General features: G+C 60.8%; 13 protein-coding genes and 1 tRNA gene. 4 read left to right on the top strand and 10 right to left on the bottom strand.

Going from position 1 to position 13680, the window contains the following annotated elements; translation table 11 throughout:
* Positions 1 to 65: 65 nt before the first annotated feature.
* The 8 genes from BUC04_RS24190 to BUC04_RS02485 all read right to left on the bottom strand — a co-directional run bounded on the left by BUC04_RS24190 (position 66) and on the right by BUC04_RS02485 (position 5447).
* The gene (locus BUC04_RS24190) at positions 66 to 509 is read right to left on the bottom strand and encodes a nitrate reductase cytochrome c-type subunit (RefSeq protein WP_073325541.1); all 444 of its coding nucleotides are present in this window, start codon (positions 507 to 509) and stop codon (positions 66 to 68) included.
* Positions 509 to 2986 carry a nitrate reductase catalytic subunit NapA gene (gene napA, locus BUC04_RS02515; protein ID WP_067658204.1) on the bottom strand — a complete coding sequence of 826 codons (2478 nt, stop codon included), beginning with the start codon at positions 2984 to 2986 and terminating at the stop codon, positions 509 to 511. Before napA ends, BUC04_RS24190 begins: the two co-directional genes overlap by 1 nt.
* 18 nt (positions 2987 to 3004) lie before the next feature.
* Complete coding sequence (locus BUC04_RS02510; protein WP_067658201.1) at positions 3005 to 3238, bottom strand: chaperone NapD; 234 nt, start codon at positions 3236 to 3238, stop codon at positions 3005 to 3007.
* A 131-nt stretch (positions 3239 to 3369) separates the two neighbouring features.
* Positions 3370 to 3708 carry a TusE/DsrC/DsvC family sulfur relay protein gene (locus BUC04_RS02505; RefSeq protein ID WP_082766612.1) on the bottom strand — a complete coding sequence of 113 codons (339 nt, stop codon included), beginning with the start codon at positions 3706 to 3708 and terminating at the stop codon, positions 3370 to 3372.
* Positions 3702 to 3983, bottom strand: a complete 282-nt coding sequence (tusB, locus tag BUC04_RS02500; RefSeq protein ID WP_067658195.1) for a sulfurtransferase complex subunit TusB — start codon at positions 3981 to 3983, stop codon at positions 3702 to 3704. The genes BUC04_RS02505 and tusB overlap by 7 nt, the downstream gene beginning before the upstream one ends.
* Positions 3980 to 4333, bottom strand: coding sequence for a sulfurtransferase complex subunit TusC (tusC, locus tag BUC04_RS02495; protein ID WP_067658192.1), 354 nt, complete (start codon positions 4331 to 4333; stop codon positions 3980 to 3982). Before tusC ends, tusB begins: the two co-directional genes overlap by 4 nt.
* 10 nt (positions 4334 to 4343) lie before the next feature.
* Entirely contained in the window at positions 4344 to 4736 is a 393-nt protein-coding gene (gene tusD, locus BUC04_RS02490; protein ID WP_067658189.1) for a sulfurtransferase complex subunit TusD, read from the bottom strand.
* 54 nt (positions 4737 to 4790) lie between these two features.
* A complete protein-coding gene (locus tag BUC04_RS02485) occupies positions 4791 to 5447 on the bottom strand; it encodes a Bax inhibitor-1/YccA family protein (RefSeq protein ID WP_067658186.1) in 657 nt (218 codons plus the stop codon).
* A gap of 203 nt (positions 5448 to 5650) precedes the next feature.
* Here BUC04_RS02485 and BUC04_RS02480 point away from each other — a divergent pair.
* Both BUC04_RS02480 and BUC04_RS02475 read left to right on the top strand, forming a co-directional pair.
* Positions 5651 to 5741: transfer RNA gene (locus BUC04_RS02480), tRNA-Ser, on the top strand.
* Between the two features lie 664 nt (positions 5742 to 6405).
* Positions 6406 to 8211 (top strand): ABCB family ABC transporter ATP-binding protein/permease, encoded by a 1806-nt coding sequence (locus BUC04_RS02475; protein WP_067654924.1) that lies wholly within the window; start codon positions 6406 to 6408, stop codon positions 8209 to 8211.
* Here BUC04_RS02475 and BUC04_RS02470 read toward each other — a convergent pair.
* The gene (locus tag BUC04_RS02470) at positions 8188 to 9063 is read right to left on the bottom strand and encodes a DNA replication terminus site-binding protein (protein ID WP_067654921.1); all 876 of its coding nucleotides are present in this window, start codon (positions 9061 to 9063) and stop codon (positions 8188 to 8190) included. The genes BUC04_RS02475 and BUC04_RS02470 overlap by 24 nt on opposite strands.
* 228 nt (positions 9064 to 9291) lie before the next feature.
* Positions 9292 to 10197, bottom strand: coding sequence for a manganese-dependent inorganic pyrophosphatase (locus BUC04_RS02465; protein ID WP_067654918.1), 906 nt, complete (start codon positions 10195 to 10197; stop codon positions 9292 to 9294).
* 317 nt (positions 10198 to 10514) lie between these two features.
* Here BUC04_RS02465 and BUC04_RS02460 point away from each other — a divergent pair, with 317 nt between their 5' ends.
* Positions 10515 to 10994 carry an ECF-type sigma factor gene (locus BUC04_RS02460; protein ID WP_143165502.1) on the top strand — a complete coding sequence of 160 codons (480 nt, stop codon included), beginning with the start codon at positions 10515 to 10517 and terminating at the stop codon, positions 10992 to 10994.
* 21 nt (positions 10995 to 11015) lie between these two features.
* Positions 11016 to 13649 carry a serine/threonine-protein kinase gene (locus tag BUC04_RS02455; protein ID WP_067654910.1) on the top strand — a complete coding sequence of 878 codons (2634 nt, stop codon included), beginning with the start codon at positions 11016 to 11018 and terminating at the stop codon, positions 13647 to 13649.
* Positions 13650 to 13680 lie beyond the last annotated feature (31 nt).

Here is a 13680-nt window from a genome sequence, read left to right as displayed (position 1 = left end):
CAATAAAAAGGGCCGCGACTGCGGCCCTTTGGGATCTGTAGTGACTGGGTTTACTGCGGCTGAGCTTACTGCGGATAGCCCGGAGCGGCGAAGTGGTTGCCGCCAGGCTCCACCGCATCGGCCTGGGCCACATGGCACTCGTTACAGAAGTAATAGGCGCCATTGAGGGTACCGTCCGCCAGGTAGTGCGAGCTGTGGGTCACCTGCACGTCCATCTTGGCATCGATGGCGTGGCAGCCCTGACAGGTGTTGCGCTTGGCGGTGATGGGGTAATCCGGCTTGTGTGGGATCAGCGGCGGCTGGTTCTTAAAGTCCCGGGCGATGGCCGTGCCCTTACTGGGGTAGCTGGCCATCTCCGGTGCCGGGGCGTTGTCGGCCACCGGGGTCTCGCCACGCTGGGAGAACACCGGCGGCGGGGGCACCGCCACCGCTTCCTGGGTGTCCGCCGGGCTGCAGCCGGTGGTCAATGCCGTTGCCGCGAGCAACAGAAGTGCGAGTCGAGAAGTCATCAGGCTTTCCTCACTTTGACCGCACACTTCTTAAAGTCGGTCTCTCTGGACAGGGGATCGGTCGCGTCGATCAGCAGCTTGTTCACTAACTGGCTGGCGTCGAAGAAGGCCATGAACACCAGACCCTCGGGACACATGTTGCGGCCCTTGGTGGCGACGCGGGAGCGCACCTCACCACGGCGGCTGGCCATGATGATCTCGTCGCCATGCTTGAGCCCACGGGCCTCGGCATCCTTAGCATGCATATACACCTTGGCGTTGGGGTAGGCTTTTTTCAGCTCGGGCACACGACCGGTCATGGTGGCGGTGTGCCAGTGTTCCAGCACCCGACCTGTGGTCAGCCACAGATCGTACTCGTCATCCGGCTCTTCCACCGGTGGCTCGTAGGGGTTAGCGATGATCAGTGCCTTGCCATCGGGTTTGCCGTAGAAGTCGAGCTTTCCCTTGGCGTAGGGGTCATACTCGCCGTTGTAGCGCCAGGGGGTTTCCTTGCCGTCCACCACTGGCCAGCGCTTGCCGCGGTTTGTGTGGTAGGCGTCAAAGTCATCCAGATCGTGGCCATGGCCGCGGCCAAACTGGGCGTACTCCTCAAACAGCCCCTTCTGGATGTAGCACTCGAAGTGATCCGATTCGTCATTGAGCGGCGAGCTGCAATCGGCGCGGGGGAACTTGTCGATGGTGCCATTGGCAAACAGCACCTCGTACAGGGTCTTGCCCTTGTACTCCGGCTTCTTGGCCAGCAGCTCGGTATCCCACACCTCGTCGGTGGTGAAGCGCTTGGAGAACTCCAATACCTGCCACAGATCGGAGCGGGACTGGCCCGGGGCTTTCACCATCTGGTGCCAGAAATGGGTACGGCGCTCGGCGTTGCCGACGCCCCCTTCCTTCTCTACCCACATCGCAGTGGGAAGCACCAGATCCGCCACCATGGCGGTCACCGTGGGGTAGGGATCCGACACGATGATGAAGTTGTCGGGGTTGAGGTAGCCGGGCAGGGCTTCCTCGTTGGTGTTGGGGCCGGCCTGCATGTTGTTGTTGCACTGCACCCAGTAGACGTTGATCTCACCGTCCTTGAGCATGCGGTTTTGCAGCACCGCGTGGGGGCCGGGCTTGGGATTGATGGTGCCCTCCGGCAGCTTCCAGATCTCCTCGGCCTTGGCCCGGTGCTTGTCGTTGGCCACCACCATGTCGGCGGGCAGGCGGTGGGCAAAGGTACCCACCTCGCGGGCGGTACCACAGGCGGAGGGCTGACCGGTAAGAGAGAAGGGCGAGTTGCCGGGTTCGGCGATCTTGCCGGTGAGGAGGTGCAGGTTGTAGATGGAGTTGTTGGCCCACACCCCCCGCACGTGCTGGTTGATCCCCATGCACCATAGGCTCATCACCTTGGTGTTGGGATCGGCGTAGGCGTTGGCCAGGGCTTCCAGCTGCCCCTTGGGCACACCGGACATCTCGTGGGCCTTGTCCAGGGTGTATTCGCTCATCATCTCGGCGTAGGCATCGAAGTCGCTGGGGCTCATGCTGCCATCGCCCGGGTTCTTGGCCGCCTGCTCCAGCGGATGCTCAGGACGCAGGCCGTAACCGATGTCCTCGGCGGCCTTGGTGAAGGCGACGTGATCCTTGATGAACTGCTGATTGACCGCGCCGGATTGAATGATGTGGTTGGCGATGTAGTTAAGGATCACCAGATCCGACTGCGGCTTCATCACCATGGCGTTGTCGGCCAGCTGGAAGCTGCGGTTCTGATAGGTGGAGAGCACGTGCACCTGGGCCCCTTCGTGGCTCATGCGGCGGGCGGACATACGCTGCCATAGCACGGGGTGCATCTCGGCGGCGTTGGAGCCCCACAACACAAAGGTATCGGCGTGCTCGAAGTCGTCGTAACAGCCCATCGGCTCGTCGATGCCAAAGGCGCGCATAAAGCCGACCACGGCGGAGGCCATACAGTGACGGGCGTTGGGTTCGATGTTGTTGGAGCGGAAGCCCGCCTTCATCAGTTTGGCGGCGCTGTAGCCTTCCCAGATGGTCCACTGGCCAGAGCCGAACATGCCGACGCCATTGGGGCCCTTGGCCTTGAGCGCGGCCTTCCATTTTTCGGCGGCGATGTCGAAGGCCTGATCCCAACTGATGGGGGTGAGCTCACCCGATTTGTCGAACTTGCCGTTTTTCATCCGCAGCAGCGGGGTTTGCAGGCGATCGTCGCCGTACATGATCTTGGGCAGGAAGTAGCCCTTTACGCAGTTGCGCCCCTCGTTCACCGGGGAGTGAGGATCGGCGTGGGTGGCCACCACCTGGTTGCCCTGAGTGCCCACCATCACCGAGCAGCCGACACCACAGAAGCGGCATGGCGCTTTTTGCCAGGTGATGTTGCTGGGGGCGAGGGCGGCGTTGGCCAGCCCCATTGGCAGGCTGACGCCGGCGACGGAGGCTGCGGCAGCGACCGCCTGGGCTTTAAGAAATTCGCGACGATTCAAGCTCACAATCTGCTCCTTGAGGGATCATTCGTGATCGATGTGATGGCTGACCAGGGAGACCGACAGGACCCCCGGGATGCTGCTGAGGGACTCCAATGGCGACAGTACGTCACCTTCGCCCTCGAGGGTGACCACCATCTGGTGATCGGCGGATTGGGCATGAACCTGTGCCCCCTCAATGGTGTCAAGGTATTGATGTACGGTGTCTTGTGAGCCTGGCATCACTTGCAAGATGAGGCTGGCTACCTGATATTCCATGGCGCAGTCCAACGTTAACGCAGGGTTAATTTTATTACTATTTCATCAAAATCGCGCGAAGGGAATCGGAGGCACAAAAAAACCGGCCAGCAGGCCGGTTAGGGATTCGGGGGTGTTGAGGCATCGTCGAACTAGATGCAGCGGGCAGGCTTAGGCAGCCCGGCGATCTTGGTGGCCTGCTTAGCGGGCCCCTTGGGAAACAGTTTGTAGAGGTACTTGCTGTTGCCTTTGTCCTCGCCCAGCTTCTGGCCGATCGCCTTTACCAGTACCCGGATCGCCGGGCTGGTGTTGAACTCCAGGTAGAACTCCCGCACGAAGTTGACCACCTCCCAGTGGGCGTCGCTGAGGGTGATCCCCTCCTGCTCGGCCAGCAGCGGTGCCATCTCCGGCTGCCATTGGCTGGCGTCCTTGAGGTAGCCCTGCTTGTCGGTCTCGATCTCGTGTCCGTTAAAAATCATCGTGGTTACCATGTCACCTGGTTCTGATGTTGCAGGCTCAGTTGCACAAAACCGGCGTAGTCTACCTGTTCTGTCTGTTCAGGGACAGACAGGCCGCGGGCTTGCAGATCCGGCGCCAGCACCACCAGGCGAAAGCGCTTGAGCTCGCTGGCAAAGCGGCTTTGGCTGGCCATCACTACCGCATCCTGGATCAGCAGCAGGGTGTCACCATCGTTGAGGTAGCGCAGGGTATCGGCCAGGGCCGCCGGGCTGGTGCAGGCACGGCTAAGGGTGTTGAGTGTGGTCAAAACGTCAGTACCTGTTGGCTGTTGGCCAGTTGCTGGCGGATGGCGTCTGGGCTGGCGGTTTGCACCGGCAGGATCAGCTGCTCCGAGGTGAGGTCCCGTTCGGCCAGGGAGTCGGCGCAGACCCAGATCTCCTCGACGTCATACAGCGGCAGCGCCTTGAAGGTGCTGATGTGATCCTTACTGTCGATCAGTTCCGGCTGCTGGTTGGCCAGTAGCTGGTAGACGCCGTCGCCGATGAACAGGGCGGTCAGCGGCACCTCGTAACTGGCGGCCAGCAGCAGCAGATCGAGGCCTTCGCGGCCACGGGCATCGCCATGGGGCACGGTACGAAACACAATGGTGGTACTCATGACTGGGCTCCTAACCGCCAAACTGGATAACACGGTCCGCTTCGCTGGCGGCGGTGACGTACTCGCCCAAGCCACCCAGCAGGAAGTTGGCGGCCAGGTTGGTGCTGTCGCGCTCCTCATCCTCGGCGGCTTCGGCGTCGATCACTCCGCGGCGCAGGCCGGCGGAAACGCAGCTGACCAGTTCCACCCCCTGGCTGTGCAGCGCCTGCCAGCGTGCGCTCAAGTCCAGCTCGTCACTGGCGGGGCAGAGCAGGCGGGAGGCGTTGTGGACCCCATCCTGGTAGAAGAACACCTGGCGAATGGCATGACCCTCGGCCAAAGCCGCTTCGGCAAAGCGCAGGGCGCTGTAGGCGTGTTGGCTGCCGTAGGGGGCGCCGTTCACAAACAGTAGAAATTGGCTCATAGAGAAAGAAAAAAGGCCCCGTGATGGGGCCTTAGTGTATCCGATCCGGTTGGCTTAGTCGTTGTTCATACCCAGCAGCGACAGCAGGCTGAGGAAGATGTTGTACAGAGACACAAACAGGGTCACGGTGGCCAGCACGTAGTTGCGCTCACCGCCGTGAACGATGGCACTGGTCTGCATCAGGATCGCACCGGAGGAGAACAGGATGAACACGGCGCTCAGGGCCATGGACAGGGCCGGGATGTTCAGGAAGATGTTGGCAACGAACATCGCCAGGATCACCCAGAAGCCCGCCTGCATCATGCCACCCATAAAGGACATATCCTTACCGGTGATCAGCACGTAGGCTGACAGACCGAAGAACACCAGCGCGGTGCCGCCGAAGGCCATGGCAATCACGTCACCCATGCCAGCGCCCAGGTAGGCGTTGAGGATGGGACCGAGGGTGTAACCCATAAAGCCGGTCAGGGCGAACACCAGCGGGATCGCCATGGCGCTGTTGGCCTTCTTATGGATGGCGAACAGCAGGCCGTAGAAGCCAACCAGGGTGATGATCAGGCCCGGGTGGGGCAGGTTAAAGGCCATGGCGGTGCCAGCCACCACGGCTGCGAAAGTCAGAGTCATGGCCAGCAGCATGTAGGTGTTACGCAACACCTTATTGATGGCGATACCTTGATGGGCACTGGCCGTTTCAAAACGACGGGTTTCCATAGGGACAAAGCTCCTTGTAGGGATAGTGAGTCAATTACTGCCTTAGAGTACCTTAAATGGCAAGGGTTTCACCCGTTTTTCTACGTCACTGGGAAAGCTTGGGTTCAGCTTCAACTTTTTGATTAAAACCCAGCCAGTTAGCTGAGTTTAGGGGAATTTATCCTTTACAGTTCCGGGGTCTATCACTATTATCCCAATCCGTCGGTGGGATGGCAGAGCGGTTGAATGCACCGGTCTTGAAAACCGGCATAGGTTAATAGCCTATCCAGGGTTCGAATCCCTGTCCCACCGCCATATACGCAAAAAGGCCTCCAGAAATGGAGGCCTTTTTGCGTATATAGACTGCGGCGGAACAGGGTGCCGGACGCTATCGGTTCGCAAGGAGCGCAGCGACTAACGCCGCAGGCGATCATCCCTGTCCCTCACGAAACCTTGTGCTACCACCAAGGTGCCTTTTGTCGTATATAGACAGCGATAGGACAGGGTGCCGAACCCTGTTGGGTTCGAAACGACCGAAGGGAGTGACGCCGCGCAGCGGCGAGCGAGCTTGCGAGCGGTCCATCCCTGTCCCTCACCAGACTCTCTTATGCCACCAAGGTACCTTCTTTGCGTATATAGACAGCGGCGGGACAGGGTACCGAGCCCTATCGGCTCACAAGGAATGCTCCATCCGGTGCTTTCTTTTTGACGACGAAGGCTTTCGCACCCTACTAATCCCAATAGCCACACTAGGCCTACCTAGCCCCTAGCCCCTAGCCCCTAGCCCCTAGCCCCTAGCCCCTAGCCCCTAGCCCCTAGCCCCTAGCCCCTAGCCCCTAGCCCCTAGCCCCTAGCCCCTAGCCCCTAGCACCCAGCTCCAACCCATTGTCCGATCTTTCGCCGCTTGTGAGCTGGCACCGCCTCGCGGGCCTGCCTTCGTGTTAAATTGTTGTGGCCTGTCCACAATAAGAAGCATGGAATGCGCGGTCGCAGTTATCAGCAAGTGAAGTTTAATGAGGTCAACTGGCGTACCCTGGCCAGCCTTGTCCCCTACCTTATGGAGTTTCGCACCCGGGTGGTGTTGGCGCTGCTGTGCCTGATAGCGGCCAAGATCGCCAGTGTGGGGCTGCCCTTTATTCTCAAGGACGTGGTCGACTCGCTGGATACCCAGCGCAACGACGCGCTGATGTTGATGCCGCTGGGGCTGCTGATCGCCTACGGCGCAGTGCGCTTTGCCAACGTGCTGTTTGGCGAGTTGCGCGACACCCTGTTTGGCCGGGTGACCGAGCGGGCGATGCGCCGGGTGGGCTTAAAGGTGTTTGAGCACCTGCATGCGCTGGACCTGGATTTTCATCTCAATCGCCAGACCGGCGGTTTGTCCCGGGACATCGAGCGGGGCAACGCCGGCATCAGCTTCCTGATGCGCTTTATGGTGTTCAACATCGGCCCAACCCTGCTGGAGGTGTTGCTGGTGATGGGGCTGCTGTGGTGGAACTACCACGTCGGCTTCGCCCTGATCGTCGGGGTGGCGGTGGTCTGTTACGTCACCTTCTCTGTGGTAGCCACTGAGTGGCGCACCCACTTCCTTCGCCAGATGAACACCGCCGAATCCCAGGCCAGCACCCGCGCCATCGACAGCCTGCTCAACTTCGAAACGGTGAAGTACTTTGCCAATGAGAAGGAGGAGGCGCGACTGTACGACAAAGGGCTGGCCGAGTGGGAGCTGGCCCGGCGTAAGAATCGCCTGTCGCTGTTTGCCCTGAACGGCGGGCAGGCACTGATTATTGCCATCGCCATGACCAGCGCCCTGGTGCTGGCCGCTTACGATGTCACCCGCGGTCAGATGACCCTGGGGGATTTCGTGCTGGTTAATGCCTTTATGATGCAGGTGTTCATGCCGCTGAACTTCCTGGGCTTTGTCTACCGTGAGATGAAAGGCTCTCTGGCCAACATCGAGAAGATGTTTGCCCTGCTGAAGGAGAAGCCGCAGGTGACGGACCAGGCTGATGCCCAGCCGCTGCTGGCCGGCCCCGGTGCCATTCATTTCGAGGGGATCAAGTTCCACTACCAGTCACAGAGGCCGATCCTCAAAGGGGTGGAGTTCACCGTTGAGCCCAAGCAGAAGGTGGCGATCGTCGGGGCCAGTGGTGCCGGCAAATCCACCCTGTCCAAGTTGCTGCTGCGCTTCTTTGACCCGGCGGAGGGGCGGGTGCTGATCGACGGCCAGGACATCCGCCAGGTTACCCAGACCTCGTTGCGACGTGCCATTGGCGTGGTGCCCCAGGATACGGTGCTGTTTAACACCTCCATCCTGGAGAACGTACGCTACGGCAAGGTGGAGGCCAGCGACGACGAGGTAATGGAAGCGATCCGCTTGGCTCACCTGGATGGTTTTATCGAGCAGTTGCCCGAGGGGGTACAGACCCAGGTGGGCGAGCGCGGCTTGAAGCTGTCCGGCGGTGAGAAGCAGCGGGTGGCGATTGCCCGGGCGCTATTGAAGCGGCCGCCGATCATGGTGTTTGACGAGGCGACCTCGTCACTGGATAGCCGCTCAGAGCAAGCGATCCTGCAAGCGCTGGAAGAGATCTCGCGGGAGCAAACCACCCTGGTGATCGCCCATCGGCTCTCTACCGTGGTGGATGCGGACCGGATCCTGGTGCTGGATAAGGGCCAGATCGTTGAACAGGGTACCCACGACGATCTGCTTGCCAGCGATGGCCATTACGCTCGCCTGTGGCGCTTGCAGCAGCGTGAGCAGGAATCAGTCGAGCCGGTAGAGATGTAGCCTTGGGATCAGCAAGGTGCCCTTGGCCTGCGGGAAGGCACTTTGCTGCCAGACGGGCAGGGCAACGGTGCGCACAGGAGTGGGCTGGGCCAGCAGCAACGGCAGGTTGGCTGGCAGTTGGCGCCGGCCACCCTGCTCAAACTGAACAAAAGCGGTAGGGCGCAGCCCGCCGGGCCGGTCGATCCGCAGTGGTATCGAATCCGGTAGAGCCTGGATAGCCTTGATCTCTCGAAGCACGATCGCCTGCCAGGCATCCATGTCATTGACCGGCTGGCCTGGATTAGTCAGCGCATTATTCAGTTTACTGAGGATGCTGGCCCGGTCGGTCTTGGCCACGATGCGCTTGGGCACCCAGCCAAAGCGAACCCGGCTGACCCGCTGCCCCAGCCATACCGGAGTGCGGTAGAAGTGCATGGTGAACAGGTTGGGGGAGAGGGCATGTAGCAACTCGAAACGGGCATCCTGCACATTGGCAGCGCCGTCGGTCAGGGCATGCAGGGCCGTCTTGAAGCGCACCAGTCGCTGATCCAACTGCTCGATAAGCTTTGGCAGCTCACCGCTTTTATCAAAGCGCAGCAGGCCGGGGTAACGCCGCACCCGCTGGCTCTGCAGATCATCACTCTTGCGGTGCAGATCCCCCAGTGCCTTGGCGGCCATGGGATGGGCTTCACTGCCCTCCACCAGCTCTGGCTCAATCTGTTCGATCGCTTCTAGTGGCCGGGTTTGCAGAAACTCCGGCAGCCGATACAGCTGCGCCTGGCGCGGCCCCTGTTCGGTGATGGCCTGAATTAACTGGCTGCGTGCCCGTTGGCACTGTTCAAACAAAGGCTCGAGCTGGGTTAAAGGGGTCATCCGGGCTCCTTGACTGAACGGGTGACAAAGCACAATGATACCTACATACCAGTTTGTCTTTGGTTGGCAATAGAATCAATAAGGAAAAGCGAGGCTAAGTTCGTGGCAGGGCAGAAAAAGTGTGCTGCAGAGCTCTGCAAGGAGGCGGAACGGGAGCGCCAGGCTGCCGAGCCTGATACAAAAAACGGCACCCCATGGGGTGCCGTTTTACGTTGCAGCGATTCGTGCTTAGGCGGTGAACACCTGGTTCAGCCAAGGCAACATCTGCTTCTTACGGCTCAGGCATTTCTCGAACAGCATCTCGCCGCCCTTGGCGTCTTTTAGCATCTGCGCGGCCGGGCCAGCGGCCAGCAGGCGGGTCTGCTCAGAGCGGATATTGGTCAGCATCAGTACCGCAACGTCGATACCGCTGGCGGCCACACGGGCTTCCAGGGTGGTGACGAAGTCAGCTTCAAAGGCGTCGGTCTGGGCGAAGTCGGCCAGTTCCAGCTGAGCCACGGTGAGGGACTTACCGCCAAACTCAAAGCTCTTCACGTCTTTGTCCAGCAGCTGATCGACGCTCATGCCATCCAGATCGGTCTTGGCCACCAGCAAGCCGGCGGTGAACTCTTCCACGTTAACCTCGGCGATGGGGGCCAGCAGGTCGACCAGCTCGACGTCACGCTCGGTGGTGGTGGGGGACTTCAGGCCTACGGTGTCGCTCAGCAGGGCACCCAGCATCAGGGTAGCGTGGGCCTTGCTCAGGCTCACCTGGTGGATCTGGAACAGCTCGAACAGCACAGAGGCGGTGGAGCCCAGCGGCATCATCCAGGCTTCCAGCGGGCCACGGCTGGTCAGGGTACCCATGCGGTGGTGATCCACCAGGCCTACCAGGCGTGCTTCATCCAGATCCGCCGGGCCCTGTTCTGCTTCACAGAAGTCCACCAGGTAGATGGACTCGTCCTTCAGCGGCTTGTCCAGCAGTGCAGGCAGTTCCAGACCGGCCTGGTCAAAGATGTACTGGGTTTCACGGCTGGCTTCGCCAGGACGGAAGGCCTGGGCGTCTTTACCGCGGGCATTAAGCCAGTGAGCGGCCAATACGGCACTGCAGATGCTGTCGCTGTCGGGGCTCTGGTGGCCAAATACGTGGATCATGAAGCGTCCTTTACACTGTGGAATAGGCAAGACCGGTGGAACACCGGACAGGAAAAGCGGCAATCTACGAATCTGGCAGTGAGCTGTCCAACCTTTTTTCCCAGAGTGTTAGCTGGATCGTACCGCTGCAGCGGGGCTTGATTGCACTGACGTACCAGCACTGCGCCATACTTGGGGGGGGCTTAACAGCCCGGCCAAACTGTGACAGCATGTGCATGACACTGAAATTAAAAGAACTTTTCTGAGATAAGGCCAGGATATTGGAACCCAATGCGCTCCAATCCCCCGCCAATCCCGAGCTTTGGGACGCGGAAGCGATGTTGCCAGTGCTTTACCAGGCACTGCGTCAGCGTGCCCGCAGCGTAAAACAGCGCCTGCCTCAATGCCACACGCTCGATTCCCGTGCCCTGATCCATGAGATGTACGCCAAGCTGGCGGACAAGCCGCATCAGTACGTGGATGAGCAGCACTTCCTCGCCTCTGCCAGTACCGCCATGCGCCATGTGTTGATCGACTACCTGCGGCAAAAGAAAGCCAATAAGCGCGATGCCAGTGGGCTTGGGATCGATCAGTGGTTTCCGGAAGAGAAGCTGGAGCAACTGGCGGAGATCGACCACGCCCTCAACCGCTTCGAGCATCGCTATCCCCGCGAACACCAGGTAGCGGTGCACCGCATCTTCGGCGGCATGACGGTACCGGAGACCGCCTCTGTGCTGGGAGTCTCACCGGCGACGGTGAAGCGAGATTGGGCCTTCGCCCAGGCCTGGTTGCATAAGAGCATCAGCCGCTCTCGCTAACGGTTCGCAAGGAGCTACGGATTGGCCCAGTCCCCACCCAGCATCGACATCAAGGCGCTGTTTGAACAGGCCCTCAGCCTGGCTGAGCCTGGCCGCAGCGAGTGGCTGTCGACACTCTCTCCGGAAACCGCTGAGGAGTTGCGGGCGCTGCTGTCGCATCATCAGCCCGGCGAGGCCTATTTCTCTGACTTTGGCCAGTCCCTGTTCGCCAAGCAAAAGACCGAGGATCCGCTGGATCTTATTGGCCAGCAGATCGGCGAGTACCAGATCACTCGATTGATCGGCCAAGGCGGGATGGGCGTGGTGTACCAGGGCTGGGATCCCAAGCTGGATCGCCCGGTGGCGATCAAGCTGTTGGCTCCGGGCCACTTCCTGTCTGAGCAGGCACGAGCGCGATTCCTGCGCGAAGCACGGATGGCCAGTCAGCTTGAGCACCCCTTTATCGGTACCCTCTATGGGCTGACCCAGACCCCCTTGGGCCAGGATGCCATGGTGATGGCCTTCTACGATGGTCAAACCCTGGATAAACGCATTGAGTCTGAAACGGTTCAGCCGCAGTCGGTGATGCGCTGGATAAGCCAGTTGGTGGAGGCGTTACGCTATGCCCACCAACAAGGCGTGCTGCACCGGGATATCAAGCCGGGCAACATCATGGTGATGCCGGACGACAGCGTGCGTTTACTGGATTTTGGTGCCGCGGCCTGGCTGGAGGAGGATGGCGATCATACCGGGATCCCCATCGGTACCACCCCCTATATGAGCCCCGAGCAGATCCGGGCGGAGCCCCTTACCGGTGCGACGGATTACTGGTCGCTCGGGGTGGTGATGCTGGAGCTGGCGGTCGCCCTGGGCTGGTCGCAGCCGGTTAATGCTTTTGTCTGGGCACAAAACCCCGCGATTAATCAATTGCGCATGCCCGAGGCGGCGGAGTCGCTGCTGCGTGCCTTGCTGGCCCTAAAACCGGATCAACGTGAACAACGGGTTGCAGCGATCCAGTCACCGGATTTTGATCTGGGCCGGCCGCGCCGACGTCGTTGGCTCACCGCCACCGGGGCGCTGATGATGTTGGGAGCGGTGACGGCTGGGCTTTGGAGCCAGTTTGCCGAGCGGGAGCCACAACGGCTGGCGCTGCAACTGGGCAGCGGAGCACATCCCGCCTCGACGGTATGGCTCAATCAACTGGATCAGAAGCTGGGGATCCTGGCCGGTGGGGATGAGCAGTTTAGCTACCTGGGCAGTACCAACGCACCGCAGCGGCTGCACGGCGCCAACCGGGAGGTTGTCATGGAGCTCGAGGCCCAGGACGATAGCGTGGCTGTTCGCCTGAGTTACCTGGGCCAGGATGGGCCCTTTTGGCAGCAGAGCTTCTCCGAGTCTCAACTGAGCCTGGCGCCGGTGGCGATCTTCAATGCGCTGCAAAGCCAACTGAAACTGCCCAGTTCGCCAAAGGCCACCTTGATCCAGCAGGAGCGGATCCTCGATCCGGTCGGTTATGAGCTGTACCTGGAGGGGGCGGCCAAGCTGCTGACCTTTGAGGCTCATCGCAGCCTGACTCATTGGAATGCGCTGATGGACGCCAGCGATAGCCTGGAAGCGGCCCTGGCGTTGGAGAATACCGCTCTGTATCAACTCTCCCTGGCCAAAGCTTCACGCTACCGTTTCCAGCTTACCCACCAAGGACAGTGGCTGGAGGCCTCACAGCAGCAACTCAATCGGGCCCTGGAGCAAAACAGCCAGCTGGTGGAGGCCTACGTGGAAATGGGCCGCAACCACCGGCTCAAGGGAGAGTTGGGGGCGGCTGCGGCGGCCTTTACCCTGGCACTTGAGCGCTTTCCTGAGCACTTTGAGGCGCGTCGCCAACTGGCGCGTACCCATGAGCTGTTGCAGCGTGATCAGGAAGCCTACCTGGAGCTGCTCAGGCTTCAGGAACGTTACCCCAACCGCTGGCAGACCTTTGATGCCCTGGGCAGCTACCACCTGCGCCGGGGCGATCGTGACCAGGCACTGAATGCCTACCAGCAAGCGCTTGAGCTGTCCGGCCGGGCGCCGGCGGTGCTGGCCAACCTGGCCGCAGCCTTGACCCATTTAGGGGACTCGGAAGGTGCCCAGGCGCTGTACCAGGAGGCACTGGAGTACGGCGAGGATTACGAACTGCACTTTAATCTGGCGACCCTGCACTTTTATCAGAAGGCCTATCCGGATGCGGTGGTTCATTATCGTCGTGCTGCAGAGCTTGCGCCGGCACGCTACCCGGCCTGGGCCAGCTTAGGCTTGAGCCTGCGTTTGCAGCATGGTGAGCAGGACGACGGTTCACGCCAGGCGCTGGAAAACGCCCTGCGCATCGCCCAGGCGGAGCTTTCTTTACTGCCATCGGACCGTACCTTGCTGGGGCAGGTGGCGATCTACCACGCCTACCTGGGCCAGGGGGAAGATGCCCGGCGCTTTCGCGATCGTTTGCTGGCGCTGGGAACTGTCAGTGCCTCCAGCGCCTTTTTACTGGCGGATCTGAGCTATCAGTTGGGCGAGGAGCAGCAGGCCCTGGCCTGGATCGAGACCGCCATGGAGCAGGGGGTTAGCCTGGCGCAGATCGAGCGCTACCCGATGTTGGCGCCACTGCGCCACTCCGATGGTTTTCGAAAACTGACCCAGCCCTGAGTCCTCCGTCCGGGATGGCCGAAAATAAATG

The organism is Ferrimonas marina, assembly GCF_900129905.1.
Classification (GTDB): Bacteria; Pseudomonadota; Gammaproteobacteria; order Enterobacterales; family Shewanellaceae; genus Ferrimonas; species Ferrimonas marina.
Note: the sequence above shows the minus strand (reverse complement) of the source record. Positions and strands in the feature narration are given on the sequence as shown.